This window comes from Vibrio sp. KUL78 (assembly GCF_059725505.1).
Genome location: NZ_AP045837.1, coordinates 1,057,543 through 1,079,243, shown reverse-complemented (window position 1 = coordinate 1,079,243; position 21,701 = coordinate 1,057,543). Strand labels below are relative to the sequence as shown.

The window sequence follows — 21,701 nt, the reverse complement described above, 5'->3', positions numbered from 1 at the left end:
ACTAAATGTAGTTGTGATAACTTTCTACAAACGGGTATAACACAAGATAAGTGTCAAAATTATGACTTCCATCACTCATGCTCAACTCGACTGGAATGAGTCGGGAACCCCTGTATCCGATCAATTTGACGATGTTTACTTCTCTAATGTCAATGGTTTAGAAGAAACTCGTTACGTATTCTTGAAGCAAAACCGACTTCCGGAGCGTTGGAGCGATCTCGACCAGCGTCGCTTCGTCATTGCGGAGACAGGTTTTGGTACCGGACTTAACTTTCTTGCGGTGTGGCAATGGTTTGAGCAGTTCCGAGAGCAAAACCCAGACGCGTCACTCAAAGAGCTGCATTTCATCAGCTTTGAAAAATACCCGCTATCCAAACAAGATTTAGTTAAAGCTCATCAGTCATGGCCTGAACTGGCGAAGTACGCTGAACAATTACAAGCGCACTACCCTATTGCAGTACCAGAATGTCACCGCATCGTGCTCGCTGACGGCGCGATCACGCTGGATCTCTGGTTTGGTGACATTAAAGATTGTATGCCTTTGGTTCCAACCCCAAACGAAGGTGTGGTTGATTGCTGGTTCTTAGATGGGTTTGCACCAAGCAAAAACCCTGAGATGTGGAAACAAGAGCTGTTCAACAACATGGTCAAACTGGCCAAACAAGATTGCACCTGCGCGACGTTTACTGCTGCGGGTTTTGTTCGTCGCGGTCTTATCGAAGCTGGCTTTGATATGAAAAAAGCGAAGGGCTTCGGTACCAAGCGAGACATGATTGTTGGTCATATCGCAAACAAAACACCTTTCTCAAACTACGATGCTCTTTACTATCGTGAAGCAAACTCAAATCCCAAACACGTCGCTATTGTCGGTGGTGGAGTTGCCAGCGCAACCCTTGTTGCTTCTCTAGCTCAACGCGGTATCAAGACCACGCTCTATTGTAAAGATAATGAGCCAGCGCAAGGCGCATCGGGCAACCGACAAGGTGCTGTCTATCCGCTCCTAAATGGCGAACATCAAGGCGTATCTCGCGTCTTTGCCCCCGCTTTTCTGTATGCAAGACAATTTGCTGAACAGGCAGCAACACGTTTTGACTTCGACCATGATTGGTGCGGGGTGACACAACTGATGTGGGATGAGAAATCAGAGAAAAAGCTGGAAAGAATGCTCTCTGGCAACTTCCCTACAGAGCTCATTCAACGATTGGATGCGGCGCAAACCACCGCTGCAATCGGGGTGGAGTCACCGCATGCTAGCGTCAATTATCCATTGGGAGGCTGGCTATGCCCGGCAGAGCTCACCAAGGGTTTAATCGAACATTACAAGACCTCTGGAATGCTCACGGTTCACTTCAACAGCGAAGTAGCATCTCTGATGCAAATAGAAGAAGGCAAATGGCAAATATTGTTAAGCAAGTCTAATGAACCACAAGCACCGCACTTTGACGCTGTGATCATCGCTAACGGTCATGAGTTTACGCAAATCGAGCAAACTAAGCCGTTGCATCTTACGGCAGTAAAAGGACAGGTAAGCCACATACCGACCACCAGCGTGCTACAAAAGATTCAATCAGTACTTTGCTACGACGGGTATATGACGCCCCACAATCCAAAGACAATGACTCACTGTATCGGGGCTAGCTACGACAGAAAGAATATTGATACTGATTTTGACGACATCGCCCAACAAGAGAATGGCGATAAACTGAGAGCCTGCATCCCAAGTGTAGATTGGGTCAATGACGTTGACACGAGTGATAACAAAGCGCGCCAAGGCATCAGAACCGTCAGTCGTGACCACTTACCTTTCATGGGACCGGTCACCGATTTTGCCTCGCTCGACAAGAGTTATAGTGACGCGCTATCGAAGCCAGAGAAGCTGCCAAACTACACTGGCCTTTATTGTTTGCTGGGCTTGGGTTCCCGCGGTCTAAGCTCTGCACCTCTTCTCGCTGAAACGCTTGCTTCACAGATATGTGGTGACCCGCTTCCGCTGCCAGTCGACGTGCTGTCTGAGCTGCATCCCTCAAGAGCTTGGATTAAACGAATGAACAAATCTAAGCCACTGAACGACAGCTAACCACCATTTCAAGATACCAAAGCGAGGGACACCCCCCTCGCTTTCTACTCAATGCACCCACCTAATAGATCCCAACCATAATCCCACTTGCCTCAAAGCTGAATCAGAGTTCAAAAAATGAGAATCACCAAACAAACCATGTGATTTGGCTCACAATAGTTCGACGTGTGCACTGTTCGCTCCCATAATCCCTCTAACACAGGGAGTGTTTGTATGAAATTGTTTTGGGTGCTTGTCACTTGCTGCTTTTTGGGGAATGTCACGTTTGCCTCCACGGAGGGGGAGAAGTCGCGCTCGGCTAACGTCCAAGTACTATTCGTCAATCCAGGCTTTTCAGATGAGAGCTTTTGGGGCGATGTAGACAAATATGCCATAGCAGCCGCACAGTCGCTTGATATCCAACTAGAAATTATCCATGGTCAGCGGGACCGCATTCTCACGCAGCAAAAGCTTGCCGAGCGAATGAAAAAAGCACCGGAGCCTGATTTCGTTATCCTAGTGAATGAAAAAGGATCGGGGCAAAACCTTCTCGAGCCAATAGCGCCGCGCGCAAGTCAAGTCACCTTCGCCCTTAATGACTTAACTGCAAGCGAAAAACGCATCATCTACGCAAACCCTAAATATGCACACCGCCTGCTACCTGGGGTATTTCCTAACAACTACAACATCGGTTACCTGAGTGCTCAAAGCTTGTTTTCGAGTGGGGGAAGTGTGCCAGGTGACTTTGTCTTGATATCTGGCGATAAAAACACGCCCGCTTCTATTAACCGTGAAGCGGGAGCCACATCGTTCATTATGCAGGAAGAGCGAGTGTCACTGTCTCAACGAGTTTATGGTGACTGGCAGGAATCCATCGCTTATGAGCAAGCAAAGGTTCTACTAAACCGTCATAAAGACATTCGTTATCTGTGGACAGCTAACGATCACATGGCCTTTGGGGCTATTCGCGCTTTAGAGGATGTGGGTCTAACGGCCGGAAAAGATGTTTTTATTGGTACCATCAATACGTCGGCCGAAGTGTTGAATGCGCTTGCTCAAAAACAAATTGCATCCTTATCTGGAGGGCACTTTACTGCGGTTGGCTTGGCGTTAGTGAAAATCTATCATTATGCCAACGGAGAGCCTTGGCCTCAGCGCACCAAATACAACCTATTCCAACCGATTATGTATCCTTCAGACTTGTTTGACATCATGAAGCAAAAAGATTGGAGCAACATCGACTTCAAACGCATCGATATTCGAGCAAACCCCATTAATCCGTTTTCCCCTCAGCTCGGGGAGGCTAAATGAAGTCATTTCCAATCAAAACGCTAAGACACAAAATCATCGCAATCATGCTCGTGGTCACCGGTATGCTGGCTATCGTCAATATCAATATTCAAGCTTACGTTGAATACCAACAAGAACTGGTGGATATCGAAAACAATGCGACCCGGCATGTTCGCTCACTCAGTCATCCCATTTCAGAAGCACTTTGGGATCTAGACTTGCGACAACTAGAGCAACTCATTCTCAGTATTAGTGAAGACAAGTATATTCGAGATATTCGTCTAGATGGCATTGACGGGACTCAAATCAGCTCCAGCGATGATAACTTTCAATCTAACGACCACCATAGTTATGAACTGAGGTACAACGGGCGATTCTTAGGCATACTCTCCTACCATATTGACGACGCACTCATACAACAAGAAGTCTTGTCGCGCCTCTGGCTAGGGTTGGCACTCAACACCTTAGAAGCGTTAGTGATCATTTTGGTGGTCATCATAATTATATATGTGCTGGTTACTAAGCCATTGAAGGAGCTATACACGCTATCTAAAACTATTAACCCTAAAACCACCCGCAAGCTTGAGCTCCCTGAAAGCCTCACTCAAAGCGATGATGAACTCTCTTATGTTGCCAAGGCACTACAACAACTCAACAGCACCTCTAGACGCGCCATTGCGGCGCAAAGAAGAACCGAGAGACAGCTTCTCCACCACCAAAATCAGTTAGAGCAAAGCATCCAGCTCCAAACGAAAGCCTATAAAACGCAAAGCCAACTTCACCGAATCTTGGCAGACATGTCTTTGAATATTCTGACGTGTAATGAAGAGAGCATGGCGACGGTCATATATCGAGCGTTTGAACCTATCGGAAGCCTACTTAACATCGACAGACTGAGCGTCCTTGCTGTAGAAGAAAACGTAGCAAAGTATCGCTACTCTTGGCGCTCAGATGGCAGTGACAACCCCTACGGCCAAGGTTTCAACATAGATTCAATGACCTTTTTACAACGTCGATTGCGCTCACTCGAGCCGATCTTAATCAATGACACCGAAACTCTGCAACGCGATGCCGAAACGGAATATCAAATGCTATCGGAACTGAGCATTCAATCTGTTGCCATCTTTCCTCTGATTGATGGCAAGTCAATATTTGGCTTATTAGTCGCTTCAAACACCAGAGAACCCTCACCGTGGAGCGACACACAAAAGACCATTTTGAGTCGATTATCGACAACAGTGAGCGAACTGCACATCCGAATGAGAAACCAAAAAGAGATGACAGCACTGCAAGATGAGCTCATCGAAGCGAATCAGCGCCTGCACATCGCGGCTGAAACCGATGAATTAACAGGACTTCCTAATCGCCGTCCATTTATGAATGAGTTAGAGCATCACGCGAACAGTCTCTACGTAAGCTCCATTACCACTATGATGATCGACGTAGACCACTTCAAACAGTACAACGACCTTTACGGTCATGTTCAGGGTGATTTTGCCCTGAGGTATGTCGCTAACGCGCTTAAACATATACTCGCACCGTGCGGACACATGGTCGCTCGAATTGGCGGTGAAGAGTTTTGTGCCCTACTTATCAACGTGAGTCACCACGAAGCGTTAGTTCTCGCCGAGCGAATGCGATTAGAAGTCAGTGATCTAAAAATCCCTCACACGGGCAATAAGCCATTTGGTGTGTTATCCGTATCCATTGGCGTCTCTCACCAGGTTGTTGACGAGCAAATTGCCACTCAATTGTTATTAGAGAATGCCGATGCTGCTTTGTATAGGGCAAAAGAGAAGGGTCGAAACCAGGTTCAATCAGAGCCGTCCGAGAATAAGCAGTGAATCACGCTGACTATTTGGTCTACTTTCAATCAACTGGCGCAAAATGGCTAATTTGAATACGACAAACTACTATTATCGAAACCATAAATTATTGCATTTTTTTGACAAAGCGCTGATACGTACACTGCACAATCTCCCGCTTTTTCGTTCCACAAACTCATTTGGTTTACTTATGAAAAAATTACTATTGTTACTGAGTCTTAGCCTTACCGCTGCAGCCCCTACCTTCGCAGAAACTGAGACAGTACCAGTAGGGATAAGACCATGCTGCGCTTTTGGCACCGGTCTTAAAGCGGAATTAGGAAGTGTCCCTGTCCCGTTCTACTCCATCAAAAACGTGCTTAACACCGAAGACGTCAATGCTCATGTATTTAACGATGGATCTGCAAGTGTTGTGGGCAGCTTGTTTGGCACGTCTGACGAAGTCAATGGTCTGATTTTTACTAATAAAGGTGGTTTCATCGATACGGCGCACGTACGAGACACTGCTGATTTCGCGTTTTACCTCTATCGCTCTCTAAAGCAGCGTGAAGAGACCAGTTACGAAGTAAACCTGACACCAGAACTTCGTGAGCGACGCATCGTATTTGAGAATCTGGATCAGCTAAATAGTGACAATCACGATGAGGCGAAACTCGCGGCACTCATGGCATTCCGCCTCGCACAATGGCACGAAATTGCCCAGTGGTTTGGTCTTGTCTCTGTCGGTGGCTTTAAAGAGTACCCTTCTGCATTCTCGCCAGAAGATTTGTATTCGAACATGCTAGGTGCACTCATCGCTTATGAAATTCTCAAGATAAACCCTGAGATCAAACAGGAAGCGTTTGTCGTGCTGTTCCCAGACTATTTCCGTAAACACCTCAAGATGCTTGATGCGCAGAACGAAGATACGACGATAGCCAAACTCAAAGAGATTGATGGTATTTGGTGGGACAGCTCAAAACGACTGCCGAACAAATGGGTAGTGAAAACACGTGACTATCACTTTAGCCTAGATCTGATTCCAAATGCCGTTACCAATGGTACGCCTCTATCCTTGACGCCATTTGAAGAGCTTGAGCAATATGGGCAGTTGCAACTGGTAAAAGCTGACAAGATTCAGTCATTTGATATACTTCCGAGCACATTAACGGACAAATCGGTTTGGACTCATGAAGATTTTCAAGCGATTGGCGACATCTCAAAGTCGGTTGATGATAAACATGAAAACAATCGAAATGACGCACTCACTCTAAAGTTGAACTAAGACATGACTGAGATCCAAAAAAACACAGGTTTAAAACGCGTAATCTACGCAGCCCGATATTCTTGGTATGGTTTGATTGCAGCATGGAAGAATGAGGCGGCGTTTCGACAAGAATGCGTGGCGTTGCTCCTCGCTGTCATTGTCGCTTTTTCATTGGACGTTTCTTTGTTTGCAAAAGCCACTCTCGTTGGCAGCGTCATCTTTGTGATGATCGTGGAGTTGATGAACTCAGCGGTGGAAGCTGTGGTTGATCGCGTCGGCCTAGAAAGGCACGAGCTCTCTGGAAGAGCCAAAGATCTCGGTTCCGCAGCCGTATTCCTTGCCATCGGCTTAGCACTCATCGTTTGGATCTCGATTCTCTGGATGCACTTTAGCTAGCACCGACAAGTTAAACGGAAAGGCTTAATCTCTATTTGAGGTTAAGCCTTTTTTGTATCCAGTATCTTAAGTAGTTCTGTTACATACCAGCGACACCTAGAGGCTACACCTCGAAACCATACCTAGAAGCCATACCCAGAAACTACACCTAGCAACAAGGTTCTCAATTGTTGTTATTTGCTTTACAGTGACCCTATCTACCTATTGAACCGAGGCGCTCGTGAACCTGCGACAGCTGGAAGTCTTTTACGCCATTATGCAAGCTGGCACCGTCTCAGGTGCGGCCAAGAACCTGCATGTATCTCAGCCCAATATCACGCGAGTGCTCGCTCACACAGAGCAGCAGTTGGGGTTCTCACTGTTTGAGCGTGTAAAAGGACGCCTAGTCCCCACACAAGAAGCACATCGACTACTGCCAGATGTTGAAAAAATCTATCGCCAATTGGGAGAGTTTCAAACCCTGACGGAAAAGGTGCGAAGCGGTCATCAACATATTAGAGTTGGCGCGCCGCCCATACTTGCATCTAAGCTCTTGCCACCTATCGTCACTAAAGTAAATCAGCAATACGGTTATTCCATTGACCTGATGACAGGTAATCACTCAGAACTTTGCCAAGCTCTACTCACCAATGAACTTGATATTGCGATAACGTTCGGCGAAGAAACACCAGCCGGGATCTCTCACGAGCGACTGATAAAAGAGACAATGCGAGTGCTACTTCCCAAAGACCACCTATCACACAACCTAGAACAAGATAGCTCGATATCACTTTCTGCTGTGCTAGCGGCAGACATTGGTATCATTGCGCTAGACGATAGAGACCCTCTTGGAGTCAGACTTGCGGCAGCTATTCGGGCTATTAACCCTGATTTCTATGCTTCATTCACCGTTCGTAGCTACAACGCAGGCGCTGAGCTTGCCAAGCTTGGCGCAGGTATTGCCATCGTAGACCCGTGGACAGCTGATCAATATAAAAACGAGGAAAACCTCAAGTGTGTTGCAATGAGCGATTCCATCGACTGCTCCGTTTCTTTGCTCACCAGCGATATTCACGCAATGTCTATCGCAACCAAAAACTTGCTATCGATTCTAAAAGCCAGTAATACCTCATTGTAATTGCTCTGCCTATAACATGAGGTTATAGGCGAGCAACAACAGAGTATTCGTCTGCTCGACCTTATCCCTATATCTTGGACACTCAATATTTGCTATCCAACGTAAGGGACACTATGAACATTGCACAGCCTTATCTGCTTTTCCTCGGAGATGTCACCGACCCACTCGCAGCAAAAACGGCTCGCGGTATCGTCCAATGGCGACCACAAGCTTGCCTAGGTGAACTGCGCTTAACTGAAGAAACCGTTTCTCTAGGACTCGAAGCACTAACCCTCGAGCAAGCTAAAGCAAATGGTGCAAAAACCTTAGTGATTGGCACAGCAAATGCCGGTGGTGTCATCCCTAGAACCTGGGTTGAAACGCTTATTACTGCAGCTAACCTTGGCTTTGATATTGCCTCAGGTATGCATCAGCGTCTTACCGATATTCCTGAACTCGCAGCGCTTGCCAATCAAGGCAAGATCCAGTTATTCGATGTTCGTCATTATGATGAGCGCCTAGATGTAGGCACGGGTGCAAAGCGCCAAGGTAAACGCCTTTTGACTGTCGGAACAGACTGCTCAGTGGGTAAAATGTTTACAGCGCTAGCCGTTGAGAAAGCACTTACACAGCAAGGTATTAATGCCCAATTTAAAGCCACCGGACAAACTGGGATCCTGATTGAAGGCACGGGTATCTCAGTAGACGCGGTTGTCGCAGACTTTATTTCAGGAGCCGTCGAAGCGCTAAGTCCGAGTTTTACTGATCATGAGTGGGATATTATCGAAGGGCAAGGGTCTTTGTTTAATCCCTCTTTCGCTGGCGTAAGCTTAGGTTTACTGCATGGTGCTCAACCTGATGCGCTTGTACTGTGTCATGAAGTCGGACGCGAGCATATTCGCCATTTACCTCATGCTACACTGCCAAGCATAAAGCAGACGATCGAAGCGAACCTTATGGCGGCGAGAATCACTAATCCAGCAGTGCAATTTGTTGGCATTTGCCTCAACACCTCAAACATTTCTGACGAAGAGGCGAAGGCACTGTGTTTAAAATGGAGCGAGGAGTTTGGTATACCGGTCACCGACCCTGTTCGATTTGGTGTCGACACTATCGCAGAGCGCGTTCGCTCACTCTAACGCTTGATCACTGTAAGGAAGCTCATCACATGCTGTCTATTGCCGCTCATCATCACTCTATTAAACTTGCGAAACCATTTAGCATCTCTCGCGGTACGAGAACACACGCAGAGTTGGTTCGTGTCACCGTGCGATATCTAAATTTGGAAGCTGAAGGGGAATGTACACCTTATCCAAGGTATGGTGAGTCGGTCGAATCTGTCATCGGTCAAATAACCGAGTTCGCTAACGCGCTCACTGCAATGACGCCAAATCAGGCAAGGCTTAGTCTGCAATCTTTCCCTGCGGGTGCTGCTCGTAATGCCGTAGATTGCGCGCTATGGGCGCTTGAGGCTCAACTTGCCGACAGTCAGTTCCCTGCTCCCTTGTTTAACATTGCTCCGAGCATAGAAACGGCAATGACAGTGTCCGTCGCAGAACTGTCCGTCATGGCCGAGCAAGCCAAAGAGTATGTTAGCCAAGGAGCAACGCTACTCAAAGTAAAGCTAGACGATCAAGCCGTCGTCGATAAGATCGCTGCGATCCGCGCTGTTGCACCAAATGCAAAAATCATCGTCGATGCAAATGAAGCTTGGGCTCAGCTTGACCTCAACGCACTATTTACGTCACTTAAGCGGTTCAATATCACCATGATTGAACAGCCAGTGCCAAGTGGCCAAGACCATCTACTTAAAGGGATTGAGCATCCTATCCCTTTATGCGCAGACGAAAGCTGCCATACCCGAGAACAGCTTGGGGAGTTGGCTGATTGCTACGAGATGATCAATATAAAGCTCGATAAAACCGGCGGTCTTACCGAAGCGCTGGCGCTAGAGAAAGAGGCTCGTACAGCAGGGCTCAGTATCATGTGTGGCTGTATGCTGGGTTCATCACTAGCCATGAAAGCGGCACTACCAATAGCGACCAATGCCGAAGTCGTCGATCTCGACGGCCCAGTGCTGCTAGGTAGTGATGTGAAGAATGGATTAACCTTTCGAGATGGTCAACTGAGTTTATGATCTGATAACACAATCATTGTTCAATAAACTTAGAAACCAAAACGGACTGCAGTTGCAGTCCGTTTCTGATCGTATACGTCTCATAGAATATGTGCCTATGTCGTCCGTATTCACATCTGCTTCCATCGCCACTCTCTAGAGCAGACAGAATGGGAGATTTAATTCGAGTTTATAAACCGTTCAGCACTAGCAAAAAGCTTATCGCAGACTTTCTTCTGCTTGTTATATTCAGCAGTGCCTTCAGCCAAAGAATCCAAAACTTCTTTAGCTTTTTGATATTCAGCGACCATATGAGAAAACTTCTCTTCAAAGCTGCTCTTGCGGTTTTTGTTACTTGATTTCTTTGCAGGTTTTCTCATTTTATAGATCCCATAATTTTTTTCGCTCACGTTCTATTAGAATATTCTCGATCTTTTTTCTTACTTCGTGAGCGGTATCTTTACGAACATCACTTTCATTATTATCGACAATTTCTTTTTTGACTTTACGCACTGTTGTTTTTTTCAATGACTAATCTCCTTGATTTCGGAAATATAAAAATCCCCTAAGACCATATTTTGGGAGTTTAGTATTTTTCCTTTTTGTTCTAATTCACTAAATGAGAAATGTAAGTTTAAGCAATTAACATTTCCTCTCTGAAGAACATGACGAGTCAGAACGTCGCTATTAAGCTGACTTATGGTCGCTGACCAAGAGGTGTTGGTGTGATAAAGATAGTAATTTACTTGATACAACTAGATTTTACTCTTAAGTTGATTTTTCTCGCGCAAAACATAATACCAATATTTCTTACGATTGGATCTTCTAATAATTTAACTCCTTAATAAGTACTAAAAGAGAGATCTTTCCGTTACTAGAAAGTCGAAAAGATCTCACCAGAATTCTTACAGCGCAGTAACGTCTGCTGCCTGTGGGCCTTTAGAGCCTTGCTCAACATTAAAGGAAACTTTTTGACCTTCCGTTAGTGTTTTAAAGCCGTCGCTGGTAATTGATCTAAAATGAACAAAAACATCAGCGCTGCCATTATCTGGTGCGATAAAGCCAAAGCCTTTAGTTTCGTTGAACCATTTTACTGAACCAGTTGTTTTATTTGACATGTATATCTCGATAGTTTGATTGTGTTAGAAAGAGAGCTACTAAATAAGGAATGAAGAAAAAGGTATCGCAGGGCAGGATAGAGATGATGAATCAAATCGATAGAGAACTGAGAAAAGCTTGAACTAAATAAGTTATCAATAGCTCACTGTTTGAGCTGAGATACACTATACACTGTCTCAAACAAATAGATATACATTTCTTTGTTTATTTTTCATTCTTTTAAAAATAGACAGTAAAATGAACCTCTTAAATGCCCTACATTAGAAACTTCAAAAATCAGTAAACGCTCAGAGTCATAAGCATCAACTATATCAAATTAGAGCGGAAACCTTGTAACTAAAAAGGCGTGATAGATAACGCTATCACGCCCGATGTCATTCTAGATATAGACGTTTAAACATTACCTACGATCAGAGAATCACGACGCTTTATCACAGAGCGTAGTCGCAGCAACATTAATGCAGCAGCAACTGTCAATCCAGTAAGAATACCCACCCAAAAGCCCTTTTCTCCCATAGCGGGAACAATATGGTCAGTTAGACCAAGCACCACACCTAGGGGTAGTGCCAGTCCCCAATACGAGGCGATGGCAAGGATCATCGGTACTTTGGTGTCCTTGTAGCCACGTAGGGCGCCATTAGCCGAAGTCTGAAGCGCATCACTAAACTGATACATAGCAGTGAATACTAGCAGGGTTGCCGCTGTAGCACTTACCGCAGGGTCTGTGGTGTAAAGACGAATAATCCAATCAGGGAACAGTAAGAACATCGCCACTGAGCAGAGTGACAATAGTGCGGCGACCAAAATACCTATCTTGCTTCGTTCAATCGCACCCAATTCGTCTTTTGCACCTAGAGCATGCCCTACCCGGATCGTGATACCAAAAGAGATACTCATTGGGATCACATAGGTCATGCTGGATATATTGAGCGCGATTTGTGCGGCGGCAACATTCTCGGCACCAATCCGACCGATAAGCAGTGCAATCACAGCAAAGATACTGCCACATACCGCAATATTCATCCCAATCGGCAAACCTAGTTTCAGCAGGTTGAAGATCGCCTTTATTCTTGGCTTGATATCGTTAAAACAAATGATGGTTTTGTAATGGTGATGACCCTTGATATAGGAGTACAGCAGACCTGACATTAACCAGTACACCAAGCTCGTTGCCCAGCCACAACCTACAGCGCCAAGCTCAGGGAAGCCAAACTTACCGTAGATAAGCACATAGTTAACGGGAATATTCACCAAAAGACCAATCACTGAAATGATCATTGGCGCTTTGGTATTGTTCATCCCCTCGCAAAAACCATTCAAGGTATAGAAAAGTGCAATGCCGGGAACACCAAATGCCAACGCATAGGCGTAGTCACTAGCAATAGGAATGATCTGTGACGCAACACCAATCCACTCAAGAATCGGCTTAGCACTAACTAGGTAGGCAATAAGCAAAGCACTCGATGTCAGTGCTAGCCACACCATCTGAAAGAAATCGACCGAGATACTGTCGAAGTCACGCGCGCCACGGTGAAAAGCAACCACTGGCGTTAATGCCATGATTACACCGCGAAGCAGAAGTAGAACCGGGATCCACAAGCTGGCGCCCAACGCGATCGCTGCTAGATCAGCTGCGCTCACTTGACCAGCCATCGTGGTATCCACGAAGCCCATCGCTTGAGTAGCAAGCTGCGTCAAAATAATGGGTACTGACAGGTGCATCAAGGCGCCCGATTCTTTAGAAAAACGAGTTAAAGGAGGAGGAGTCGTTTGCATGAATGTCTTATAACACCAATATAAATGCACCAGTGGAGGCAGGATGGCGAGTGCGCATTTTAGGGTGTGCCCGTCTAAGGCGGCGACAATATAAACACCTTAGTCATAGATTTCAATACTGCTTTAGGTCTAAATCGCTGAAATAATGCAACCAAAATTGTATTGAACTTCATCACAAAACCACGCAGAATAGCGCGCCTTACCCTATCCTTGGGTTTACGGCATATCTCACCCGAATTGCCTCTCTTTCCTTTAATTGAGTATCGCTATGAGTTTTGATTCATTAGGTCTTTCCCTACCTATTCTTCGTTCGCTTAAAAAGCTAGGCTATGAGAAAGCATCGCCCATACAAGAGCAAGCTATTCCAGCCATCATCGAAGGTAAGGATGTTATGGCGGCCGCTCAAACGGGCACCGGCAAGACCGCAGGCTTCGCCCTGCCATTGATTCAAAACCTTGATTCAGGTAATCGAGTTAAAGCTAACCATATTCGTGCCCTCATCCTTACTCCAACAAGGGAGCTCGCAGCTCAGGTACATGAGAGCGTCTATAAATATAGCGCTTATTTGCCTCTGACTTCACAGTGTGTTTTTGGTGGCGTGAAAATCAACCCACAAATGATGAAGCTGCGCAAAGGCTGCGACATCATGGTAGCTACTCCGGGTCGTTTACTCGATCTGTATCAGCAAAACGCAATCAAGTTTTCTCAACTTGAAGTGCTGGTGCTTGATGAAGCGGACCGCATGTTGGATATGGGCTTTTATCGTGATATCAAAAAAATCCTCGACTTACTGCCAGAGAAGCGTCAGAACCTACTGTTTTCAGCCACGTTTTCTAATGAAATTCGCGATCTCGCAAAAGGACTGGTCAACGATCCTGTCGAAATCTCAGTTACACCGCCAAACTCAACCACCAAGCTTGTTGAGCAAAGCGTGTACGTAGCGGACAAAAAACAGAAACCAGCCATGCTTGCTAAGCTCATCCAAGACGGCAACTGGCAGCAAGTATTAGTATTTAGCAGAACGAAGCATGGCGCTAACCGTCTAGCTCGCTATCTAGAAGAGAAGAAGATCACCGCGCTCGCCATTCACGGTAACAAAAGCCAAGGCGCACGAACAAAAGCGTTGGCTAACTTCAAGTCTGGTGAAGTACGTGTCTTAGTAGCAACCGACATAGCAGCTCGCGGGCTTGATATTCCTCAGCTACCGCAAGTGGTCAACTTTGACCTTCCGAATGTCTCTGAAGACTATGTGCATCGAATCGGTCGTACTGGACGCGCTGGTGAAACTGGCAACGCTTACTCTCTAGTATGCGCTGACGAAGCAAAAGAGCTGTTTGCGATTGAGCGCCTGATCGGTAAGCTACTTACAAGGCATGAACTTGATGGTTTTACGCCTGTAAATACAATACCGGAGTCGAAGTTGGATACCCGTCCAATGAAACCTAAAAAGGCGAAAAAGCCTAAAAATCCAAAGCAAAATCAACAAGAAGGTAATTCATCACCTAAAAAGAATGCTGAAAATAATAAGCCTTCTACGACAGGTAAAAAGAAACCGCGCAAGTTTAATTTCAAGCGCAATAACAATGGTGAGCAACCTGCGAATAAACCGCGTAAGCCTCGACCAAATCGCTCGCGTTCAAATAAACCTAAACAAGATTAGACGCAGATCTAACGAGAACAAATAAAAAATCCCGCATACTAAATGCGGGATTTTTGTAATCGTTATTATGAATTAATTCAGAAAGTTATGCACTAGCGTATATTACGCTGCCACCTTTAATTGTATCAATAATTTCTCGAGACAAGTTTTCAGGTAGTGCTGGGCATCCCCAACTGCGGCCTAGATAGCCATTTTGCTTAATAAAAGACTCGTTCGCGTAGTCAGCACCGTGAACCACTATGTAGCGCTCGCGTGCGTTGTCGTTGATGCCTTTATCTAGACCATCGAGGCGCAATGAGTAGCCATTCGAACCGTAGTAGGTCGAGTCCGTCAAGAAGGTACCTAGTGAGGTCTTGCGCGAATTCACAATGTTTGAAAACTTCGTCGCTGTTTTCTTACCACTATTTACGCCATGAGAAACGTAAGTGTTAAAAACTAACGACTTCTTATCTAAGTCTATGACAAAAAAACGTTTTTCTGTCGAAGGCTTAGAGTAATCAATAATAGTAAGCAGGGACTTAGAACGGTTTGCTGCGTTTTCATAAGCGTTGTATGCATCGCTAAATAGTTGAAAATCCACAACACCTTCTAGTTGAGCACTGCGATATATACCTTTTATCGTACCTGATTCTAGTTTTACTTCGCTGCGAACGTTGTGGGAAAACAGTACTACGGCGACAAGTGCCAACAACCACAACGGCGAAAAAATATTTTTTACCATTATTACAACAATTTAAGCTAATTTGAATCTATTTTATCGGACCTCAATGTCCTTAATTGGCTGCCAATATTAGCTTAACTTTTGTGCTAATAGAATAAAATTAACGTATTTTTACATCATTATTTGAATAAGATCGAAAAATAATTACCAATAGCGAATTCAACATATTTAATTTCAATAAGTTAACTGTAGCAAAATAGACAAATGCGTTTACTGAATCTCGATTAGTATGCATACCGATTACTATCAGAAGATCACAAGACCGCTCACAATAGCCACTTCTCTAGTAGACAACACATGCGATTTGACGCTCCCCCTATCCCAACATTTAAGTTGTTTTTTGCACCCATAACCATAAGAACGACACACCTACTGTGCTCCAATCAGCCAATAAAGCCTGTTTTGGTGAAGTTTTCACCAAAACACCCCAAAATAGTCACCACTTACGTCTAGAATTCTTTTATAATCTGCGCCCATCTTTTTCCTAGTTGCCTGCACGAGCAGTTACTGGGCTAGAGAACACGGTCATCTGCTTTTAGGAACATAGAATGTCATTTTCATCACAAGGTTTTTCATCAGAAATCGTACAAGCGCTTACTGAGTGTGGTTATGAAAAGCTCACCCCTGTCCAGCAACAAGCGATCCCTCATGCTCGTCGTGGACACGATATCCTTGCGCACGCACAAACGGGAACGGGTAAGACAGCGGCATTCTCTTTGCCAATCATCCAACAATTGCTAGATGCACCACAGCAAGCTGGCCGTGCAACGACTCGAGCACTGATTCTGGCGCCAACGCGTGAGCTCGTGGATCAAATTGCCAACAATATCGCTGACTACACTAAGTATGTTGATCTAACAGTGACCGCTGTTTACGGCGGCGCCAAGATGTCATCTCAAGAACGCAAACTTGAGAAAGGTACTGACGTGTTGGTTGCAACCCCTGGCCGCCTAATTGAGCACATTGAACTCGGTAACCTCAACCTCGCAAACCTTGAGTTCCTAGTTTTCGATGAAGCTGACCGCATGTTGGACATGGGCTTTATCAGTGCTATTCGCACCATCATGAGCGGCATCGCTGGTCACCCACAAACTATGCTGTTCTCGGCAACCTCTTCAGCGCAAATGAACGCGTTGGCACAAGACCTTCTTCGTAAGCCTAAGCGCGTTATTGTTAACGAAGAAAACTCAACAGCCGCGACGGTTTTCCACGTGGTTTACCCTGTTGATGAAGAGCGCAAACTGGAGCTACTGTCTGAGCTCATCGGTCGTAAGAACTGGCAGCAAGTTTTGGTATTCGTAAACTACAAAGAAACCGCAAACGAAGTGGTTAAAGAGCTTAAGCTTGATGGCATCAAGGCCGTTCTGTGCCACGGTGATAAAGCACAAAGCTCCCGCCGCCGTGCACTAGAAGAGTTCAAATCTGGTAAAGCACGTGTCATGGTCGCGACAGAAGTTGCAGCACGTGGTCTTGATATCCAAGGTCTTCCTCACGTAGTGAACTACGACATGCCGTTCCTTGCTGAAGATTATGTTCACCGCATAGGCCGTACGGGTCGTGCTGGACAACAAGGCCATGCCGTTTCTTTTGTTAGTCGTGACGAAGAGCTAACGCTGGTTCAGGTTGAAAACCTAATACAGCAGCGTATCAAGCGTATCCAGCTTGCAGGCTACGAGCCAAAAAGCCGTGATGCCCTACTGACTAAGATGCACAGCAAACCTGCTTATAAAGATCGCCAAGGTCGTAAGAACAATCCTCAGCAGGAGCAAAGCTCTGCAGAGCGACGTTTGAAGATGATGCGCGCTATTCGTAACAAGTCTAAAGGCGCTTAATAACGCCCATTCGCCTCCTGAAAAACGCCACTGACGTGCTACGTCAGTGGCGTTTTTTATTGTTGATAGGTTATCCCTAGATCTTGCCTTTATTGTTATGTTATAACGTTTCAAATGTTCCAATTGGCGGATGTAACTATGGCTAACCACTCTATTAATCAGGTACTCCTTGTTGCTGGTACACATGGCAATGAGCTATCAGGCCTTTACTTACAAAAACTCATTCGAGATGGCGTGTATCAGGCCGACCGACCAACATTTCAAGTCGAGAATACGGTGGGTAACCCTCCCGCAGTGAAAAAGAATACCCGTTTCATCGACATAGACTTAAATCGAGCTTTTTCGTCTGCTGACTTAGAATCTGACGCCAACGAAAAACGCTTAGCGGCAGAGTTTGTTAAGCAGCATGCCGACAACGAAAATCAATTGATCATTGACCTACACAACACCACAAGCAACATGGGTGCAACGCTGATTCTACTATCAAGCGATCCTTACTACGCAAGGATGGGGGCCTACGTCAAACAGCGCATGCCCGAAGCGAATATCCTGTTTGAAGACCGTAAATCATGGATCGACCAACCTTATTTATGCACGACAGGTCACCATGGGTTGATGCTTGAGGTTGGCGCACAAGCTCATGGCTCGCTTAAATACGAGACGCTAGAGTTAATGAAAAACTTGCTCACCGCGGTACTCGACTATATAGAGAATACCAATCTAAACAATGCACTAAAACTTAGCGATTATGACGCTTATGGTTATATTGAAGAGGTCATGTTCTCGCTCGATATTGATGGGATGCGCCTTGCGACTGTCCATCCAACACTCTGTGGTAAAGACTTTGTCGCGGTTAAGCCTGGAGAGCCTATCCTAGCGACGTTCCTAGGCTACGATGTACATTGGCAAGGTAACGAAACCGTCTACCCACACTTTATAAATGAGAGCGCCTATTGTCAGAGCAATATTGCAATGGCGATGGCAGAGAAACGCACAGTACGAGTGCGCTGAAGACAAAACAGGCGGGACTTGAACCCCGCCTGTTTACTTAATTAGTTATACGATTTCTAAATACTGGCAACACAAGCAAGAAGTCGCTGTTCGATGGTCTCATCAAGCTTATCTGCAATGAGCTCAATTCGACTTTCCGCACAATCATCCAGCTCCATTTCAGTTATCCCATCTGATGTCAGGTTGTAACCAAAAATACCCCTATTGGTGATAAACACCGCTTTCATGCGCTCAACGTTCAGGTCTAAAAGCAGCAGCGCCAGTTTTTGGCGGTCAAACACCTTGTTTGGTGCAAATCGCCAGCCAATACTCTTGAAGCCTTCGCCTTCATTCTCAGCCTTTATCATACCGCTCTCTGGCATAGGTAATTCTGACGCAAGCGGTTTTGAAGAGTGATGATGGTGGTGGTGATGGTGATGCTGCTCATTCGCAAGTGTTGCCCCTTCAAAGGCAGAAAACGGAATATTGCCGTGCTCTGCAAATATCACTTTTGCATCAGGATGCCCCACCTGCTCAACATACCCTTCCAGCAACTGCTTCTCGTCAGCTTGATACAAATCGATTTTGCTACCAACAACGGTATCTGCAATCGCTATCTGCTGATTGAATGTCTCATGGTTGGTGTAGCGAGTATCAGAAAGCTTTCTCGCATCAACAAGCGTCAGCGTTTTTTGCAGCGACAACACTTTTCGATAATGTTCAGAGGATAAAACTTCGAGTACTTCTTTTGGATGCCCGAGCCCTGTAGGCTCAATAAGCAAACGGTCTGGTCTCGCCTCGTGCAATAACTGGTTAAGTGCGATTTGCATCGGTAGCCCCGCCGCACAGCACATACAGCCACCTGGTACTTCTCGAATAAAGACCTGTTCGGTCTCACCGGATTGCCCTTGCACTAAACTGCCATCAACACCAATCTCACCGAACTCGTTAACGAGCACAGCCCATCGCTCGTGCTCGGGCTTATTCTTGAGTAGATGCAAAATTGCCGATGTTTTGCCGACGCCAAGAAAGCCAGTAATGATGTTCGTTGGTACACTTTCTATGACCGTGCTCTCAGAGCTCATTTGCGATTCTCCTATAACCTTGCACCAATGTGTGGTTTGCTGAAACAACAGACTCAGAGAAAGCGGAATACTTAGGCGGTACTTTTGAAATGCTTTTGAGGTCAAAATCAGCACCAATGTTCGTCATTGGCGGCACATGGAAGTTATCTGGTAAGTCTAGTCCATCGATAACGCAGTTATGGCGGATGACACACCCTTTGCCAATGACTGTATCAAATACTACTGAGTTAAAACCAATAAACGCATCGTCTTGTACCTCACAAGGACCATGAATAATCGAGCGATGAGCAATGGAAGAGCGCTCACCTATGGTCACGGCTGCGCCCGCTTTTGAGTGAATCACCACACCATCTTGAATATTAGTGTCTCGTCTAATGGTGATTGGCTCCATATCACCCTCATCATTCACTTCATCCGCTCGAATCACCGCATAAGGACCAATAAAGACATTGTCCTCAATAACGACTTTGCCGCAGATGATGGCGGTAGGATCAACGAACGCCGTTTCAGATACGACCGGCATATGACCCGTTGGGTTTTTTCTTAACATATTGGAATCTCTACAACTTACAGATTAACGGCTAAATGATAGTGGCATAGCATTTGAATTAACCAGCACTGGCTGAGTATCATCAAACACCATCTGACCATTTACCCACGTGCGTTTGACTCGAGAGGAGAACGAATGACCAGAGAAGGGTGACCAGCCACAATGATAGAAGGTATTCTCATGCGTCACTGGTGTAACTGAATCACAATCAATCAGGACAAGGTCAGCGAAATAACCTTCACGGATAAACCCGCGGTTCTCGACACCGTAGCGAATAGCTGGGTTATGTGCGGTCTTTTCGACCACGTCACTCACACTCAATCTGCCATAGTGAACGTGATCCATAAGTGTGAGCAGTGCGTGCTGCACCAATGGCAAACCAGCTGGTGCTTTATCGTAATCAACCTGCTTCTCTTCAAACGTATGAGGGGCGTGGTCGGTCGCGATGATATCGATTTGACCCGTCTTGACTGCTTGAATAATCGCATCGCGATCACTTTGATATTTCACCGCAGGATTGCACTTAATCAAGTTACCCTTCTCAGCATAGTCTTGATTAGTGAACCACAAATGATGCACACAAGCCTCAGCAGTAATATTTTTCCCGGCCACAGGTCCTGCCTCAAACAAGCTCAACTCTTTTTCTGTTGTGATATGCAAAACATTAAGCTGACTTTGGTGCTTCTTTGCTAGGTTGACCGCATAAGACGAAGAGGCATAACATGCCTTGTCATCACGCAGTAAAGGATGGTCGTCGATGTTGAACTCAGAGCGAGTCTCAAGCAAACGAGCTTTGTTTTCAGCGATCACAGCGCCGCTTTCGCAATGCGTCACAATCAATACCGGAGAATCACGGAAGATCTTATCTAATGCTTCCGGATGCTCCACTAAGAGATCGCCAGTTGATGCCCCCATGAAGACTTTTACACCGCAGTGTTTGCTAGGATCCAACCTTTTGATCTGCTCCAAATTGTCTTCTGTCGCACCAAGATAGAAGGCATAGTTGGCGGCAGAATTTTTTGCAGCAATAGCGTATTTCTGCTCAAGCGCTTCAATGGTTGTAGTTGAAGGGCTAACGTTTGGCATCTCCATATAGCTTGTGATACCACCAGCAACTGCTGCCAATGACTCTGTTGCGATCGAGCCTTTATGAGTGAGTCCCGGCTCTCTAAAATGAACCTGGTCATCAATCATACCAGGCATCAAGTAGGCCCCTTTTGCGTCAATCACTTGCTCATTAGGCAGAGCACTAAGATTTGCCGCTACCTGCTCAATACGTTGTCCTTTGATACGCACGTCCGTCTCTCGAACTTCACCTTCGTTGACCACTTTGGCGTTAATAATTAGCGTTGATGACATGGGGGTGACTTTATCTCCTTAATTGGTTTACTTGCCGACATCTGAGGCACATTGATCACAAACACAGTTAATCTCTAGCTGAGGGCTAACCACGGTAAAGCCTTCTTGCTCTGCATTTGATTCTAAGTTGGTGATCATTGATGGATGTATGGTCTGCTCGACAATTTTGTCGCACTTACAACAGATCAAAAATTGAGGGATGCCATGCTCACAATCGCGATGGATATGAGCACATGCCACATACTTGTTCGATACGTTAAGGCGATGAACTAAATGTTCCTCTTCTAAGAACTCGAGCATTCTATATGCCGACATTGCTTGAAGATTTACCTGGTACTTCTCGCGCGCAAAGTCTATTAGCTCATAGACTGATAGTGGCTTGCTAGCACTCAGCAATAGAGACAGCACTTGCTTCCTTTTCGCTGTCAGTCTTTTTCCCTGAGACGTGCAATGTCGCTCAGCATGAGCGAGTAGGTCGTTAATTGAACTCATTAGGTGCACTCATACATTTAAATTGCTCACTTATAAAATGTTATAACATAACAATTAGAACAACCCAATAGTCTCGTTGCATCGACTGTAT

General features: G+C 45.6%; 20 protein-coding genes. 11 read left to right on the top strand and 9 right to left on the bottom strand.

Annotation, left to right across the window (positions count from 1 at the left end; translation table 11 throughout):
• Positions 1 to 61: 61 nt before the first annotated feature.
• The 8 genes from mnmC to dgcA all read left to right on the top strand — a co-directional run bounded on the left by mnmC (position 62) and on the right by dgcA (position 10,047).
• The gene (gene mnmC, locus AC6I8Y_RS05295; RefSeq protein WP_498020986.1) at positions 62 to 2,077 is read left to right on the top strand and encodes a bifunctional tRNA (5-methylaminomethyl-2-thiouridine)(34)-methyltransferase MnmC2/FAD-dependent 5-carboxymethylaminomethyl-2-thiouridine(34) oxidoreductase MnmC1; all 2,016 of its coding nucleotides are present in this window, start codon (positions 62 to 64) and stop codon (positions 2,075 to 2,077) included.
• Positions 2,078 to 2,290: 213 nt separating this feature from the next.
• The gene (locus AC6I8Y_RS05290) at positions 2,291 to 3,367 is read left to right on the top strand and encodes an ABC transporter substrate-binding protein (RefSeq protein ID WP_498020985.1); all 1,077 of its coding nucleotides are present in this window, start codon (positions 2,291 to 2,293) and stop codon (positions 3,365 to 3,367) included.
• Positions 3,364 to 5,190, top strand: coding sequence for a GGDEF domain-containing protein (locus tag AC6I8Y_RS05285; RefSeq protein WP_498020983.1), 1,827 nt, complete (start codon positions 3,364 to 3,366; stop codon positions 5,188 to 5,190). Before AC6I8Y_RS05290 ends, AC6I8Y_RS05285 begins: the two co-directional genes overlap by 4 nt.
• A 172-nt stretch (positions 5,191 to 5,362) precedes the next feature.
• Complete coding sequence (locus AC6I8Y_RS05280; protein WP_394152675.1) at positions 5,363 to 6,436, top strand: DUF4056 domain-containing protein; 1,074 nt, start codon at positions 5,363 to 5,365, stop codon at positions 6,434 to 6,436.
• 3 nt (positions 6,437 to 6,439) lie between these two features.
• A complete protein-coding gene (locus tag AC6I8Y_RS05275) occupies positions 6,440 to 6,814 on the top strand; it encodes a diacylglycerol kinase (protein ID WP_498020980.1) in 375 nt (124 codons plus the stop codon).
• 220 nt (positions 6,815 to 7,034) lie between these two features.
• The gene (locus AC6I8Y_RS05270; RefSeq protein WP_498020979.1) at positions 7,035 to 7,931 is read left to right on the top strand and encodes a LysR family transcriptional regulator; all 897 of its coding nucleotides are present in this window, start codon (positions 7,035 to 7,037) and stop codon (positions 7,929 to 7,931) included.
• A 113-nt stretch (positions 7,932 to 8,044) separates the two neighbouring features.
• Positions 8,045 to 9,049, top strand: a complete 1,005-nt coding sequence (gene dgcN, locus AC6I8Y_RS05265) for an N-acetyltransferase DgcN (RefSeq protein ID WP_498020977.1) — start codon at positions 8,045 to 8,047, stop codon at positions 9,047 to 9,049.
• Between the two features lie 32 nt (positions 9,050 to 9,081).
• Positions 9,082 to 10,047: an N-acetyl-D-Glu racemase DgcA gene (gene dgcA, locus AC6I8Y_RS05260; protein ID WP_498021435.1), complete on the top strand. Its 966-nt coding sequence runs from the start codon at positions 9,082 to 9,084 to the stop codon at positions 10,045 to 10,047.
• Between the two features lie 158 nt (positions 10,048 to 10,205).
• On the opposite strand, the gene AC6I8Y_RS05255 is transcribed toward dgcA, so the two are convergent.
• The 4 genes from AC6I8Y_RS05255 to AC6I8Y_RS05240 form a co-directional block, all read right to left on the bottom strand.
• Positions 10,206 to 10,406, bottom strand: a complete 201-nt coding sequence (locus AC6I8Y_RS05255) for a hypothetical protein (protein WP_252013972.1) — start codon at positions 10,404 to 10,406, stop codon at positions 10,206 to 10,208.
• Position 10,407: 1 nt separating this feature from the next.
• Positions 10,408 to 10,554, bottom strand: a complete 147-nt coding sequence (locus tag AC6I8Y_RS05250; protein ID WP_498020975.1) for a hypothetical protein — start codon at positions 10,552 to 10,554, stop codon at positions 10,408 to 10,410.
• A gap of 377 nt (positions 10,555 to 10,931) precedes the next feature.
• Positions 10,932 to 11,144 (bottom strand): transcription antiterminator/RNA stability regulator CspE, encoded by a 213-nt coding sequence (gene cspE / locus AC6I8Y_RS05245; RefSeq protein ID WP_252013970.1) that lies wholly within the window; start codon positions 11,142 to 11,144, stop codon positions 10,932 to 10,934.
• Positions 11,145 to 11,538: 394 nt separating this feature from the next.
• On the bottom strand, positions 11,539 to 12,921 hold the full coding sequence (locus AC6I8Y_RS05240; protein WP_498020973.1) for an MATE family efflux transporter: 1,383 nt from the start codon (positions 12,919 to 12,921) through the stop codon (positions 11,539 to 11,541).
• A 268-nt stretch (positions 12,922 to 13,189) separates the two neighbouring features.
• On the opposite strand from AC6I8Y_RS05240, the gene AC6I8Y_RS05235 reads away from it, so the two are divergent.
• Positions 13,190 to 14,581 (top strand): DEAD/DEAH box helicase, encoded by a 1,392-nt coding sequence (locus AC6I8Y_RS05235; RefSeq protein ID WP_498020971.1) that lies wholly within the window; start codon positions 13,190 to 13,192, stop codon positions 14,579 to 14,581.
• Between the two features lie 85 nt (positions 14,582 to 14,666).
• Here the strand turns inward: AC6I8Y_RS05235 and AC6I8Y_RS05230 are convergent, their stop codons facing one another.
• Positions 14,667 to 15,302 carry a murein L,D-transpeptidase catalytic domain family protein gene (locus AC6I8Y_RS05230; protein ID WP_234494147.1) on the bottom strand — a complete coding sequence of 212 codons (636 nt, stop codon included), beginning with the start codon at positions 15,300 to 15,302 and terminating at the stop codon, positions 14,667 to 14,669.
• 548 nt (positions 15,303 to 15,850) lie between these two features.
• On the opposite strand from AC6I8Y_RS05230, the gene AC6I8Y_RS05225 reads away from it, so the two are divergent.
• Together AC6I8Y_RS05225 and AC6I8Y_RS05220 are read left to right on the top strand one after the other, a co-directional pair.
• Complete coding sequence (locus AC6I8Y_RS05225; protein ID WP_252013967.1) at positions 15,851 to 17,134, top strand: DEAD/DEAH box helicase; 1,284 nt, start codon at positions 15,851 to 15,853, stop codon at positions 17,132 to 17,134.
• A 138-nt stretch (positions 17,135 to 17,272) separates the two neighbouring features.
• Positions 17,273 to 18,145, top strand: coding sequence for an aspartoacylase (locus tag AC6I8Y_RS05220; protein WP_498020968.1), 873 nt, complete (start codon positions 17,273 to 17,275; stop codon positions 18,143 to 18,145).
• Between the two features lie 56 nt (positions 18,146 to 18,201).
• On the opposite strand, the gene AC6I8Y_RS05215 is transcribed toward AC6I8Y_RS05220, so the two are convergent.
• From AC6I8Y_RS05215 to AC6I8Y_RS05200, 4 genes are read right to left on the bottom strand one after another with little or no spacing between them, the layout of a single operon-like run.
• On the bottom strand, positions 18,202 to 19,209 hold the full coding sequence (locus AC6I8Y_RS05215; RefSeq protein ID WP_498020967.1) for a CobW family GTP-binding protein: 1,008 nt from the start codon (positions 19,207 to 19,209) through the stop codon (positions 18,202 to 18,204).
• The gene (locus AC6I8Y_RS05210) at positions 19,199 to 19,759 is read right to left on the bottom strand and encodes an LbetaH domain-containing protein (protein WP_498020966.1); all 561 of its coding nucleotides are present in this window, start codon (positions 19,757 to 19,759) and stop codon (positions 19,199 to 19,201) included. The genes AC6I8Y_RS05215 and AC6I8Y_RS05210 overlap by 11 nt, the downstream gene beginning before the upstream one ends.
• Before the next feature lie 24 nt (positions 19,760 to 19,783).
• Positions 19,784 to 21,118, bottom strand: coding sequence for a dihydroorotase (locus AC6I8Y_RS05205; RefSeq protein WP_498020965.1), 1,335 nt, complete (start codon positions 21,116 to 21,118; stop codon positions 19,784 to 19,786).
• Positions 21,119 to 21,145: 27 nt separating this feature from the next.
• Positions 21,146 to 21,610 (bottom strand): Fur family transcriptional regulator, encoded by a 465-nt coding sequence (locus AC6I8Y_RS05200; RefSeq protein WP_498020964.1) that lies wholly within the window; start codon positions 21,608 to 21,610, stop codon positions 21,146 to 21,148.
• Between the last annotated feature and the right edge of the window lie 91 nt (positions 21,611 to 21,701).

Bases quoted from the DNA above. Each gene is read 5' to 3' on its own strand.
- mnmC (WP_498020986.1), top strand. From the start codon at position 62: ATGACTTCCATCACTCATGCTCAACTCGACTGGAATGAGTCGGGAACC.
- AC6I8Y_RS05290 (WP_498020985.1), top strand. From the start codon at position 2,291: ATGAAATTGTTTTGGGTGCTTGTCACTTGCTGCTTTTTGGGGAATGTC.
- AC6I8Y_RS05285 (WP_498020983.1), top strand. From the start codon at position 3,364: ATGAAGTCATTTCCAATCAAAACGCTAAGACACAAAATCATCGCAATC.
- AC6I8Y_RS05280 (WP_394152675.1), top strand. From the start codon at position 5,363: ATGAAAAAATTACTATTGTTACTGAGTCTTAGCCTTACCGCTGCAGCC.
- AC6I8Y_RS05275 (WP_498020980.1), top strand. From the start codon at position 6,440: ATGACTGAGATCCAAAAAAACACAGGTTTAAAACGCGTAATCTACGCA.
- dgcN (WP_498020977.1), top strand. From the start codon at position 8,045: ATGAACATTGCACAGCCTTATCTGCTTTTCCTCGGAGATGTCACCGAC.
- AC6I8Y_RS05255 (WP_252013972.1), bottom strand. From the start codon at position 10,406: ATGAGAAAACCTGCAAAGAAATCAAGTAACAAAAACCGCAAGAGCAGC.
- cspE (WP_252013970.1), bottom strand. From the start codon at position 11,144: ATGTCAAATAAAACAACTGGTTCAGTAAAATGGTTCAACGAAACTAAA.
- AC6I8Y_RS05240 (WP_498020973.1), bottom strand. From the start codon at position 12,921: ATGCAAACGACTCCTCCTCCTTTAACTCGTTTTTCTAAAGAATCGGGC.
- AC6I8Y_RS05235 (WP_498020971.1), top strand. From the start codon at position 13,190: ATGAGTTTTGATTCATTAGGTCTTTCCCTACCTATTCTTCGTTCGCTT.
- AC6I8Y_RS05230 (WP_234494147.1), bottom strand. From the start codon at position 15,302: ATGGTAAAAAATATTTTTTCGCCGTTGTGGTTGTTGGCACTTGTCGCC.
- AC6I8Y_RS05225 (WP_252013967.1), top strand. From the start codon at position 15,851: ATGTCATTTTCATCACAAGGTTTTTCATCAGAAATCGTACAAGCGCTT.
- AC6I8Y_RS05220 (WP_498020968.1), top strand. From the start codon at position 17,273: ATGGCTAACCACTCTATTAATCAGGTACTCCTTGTTGCTGGTACACAT.
- AC6I8Y_RS05215 (WP_498020967.1), bottom strand. From the start codon at position 19,209: ATGAGCTCTGAGAGCACGGTCATAGAAAGTGTACCAACGAACATCATT.
- AC6I8Y_RS05210 (WP_498020966.1), bottom strand. From the start codon at position 19,759: ATGTTAAGAAAAAACCCAACGGGTCATATGCCGGTCGTATCTGAAACG.
- AC6I8Y_RS05205 (WP_498020965.1), bottom strand. From the start codon at position 21,118: ATGTCATCAACGCTAATTATTAACGCCAAAGTGGTCAACGAAGGTGAA.
- AC6I8Y_RS05200 (WP_498020964.1), bottom strand. From the start codon at position 21,610: ATGAGTTCAATTAACGACCTACTCGCTCATGCTGAGCGACATTGCACG.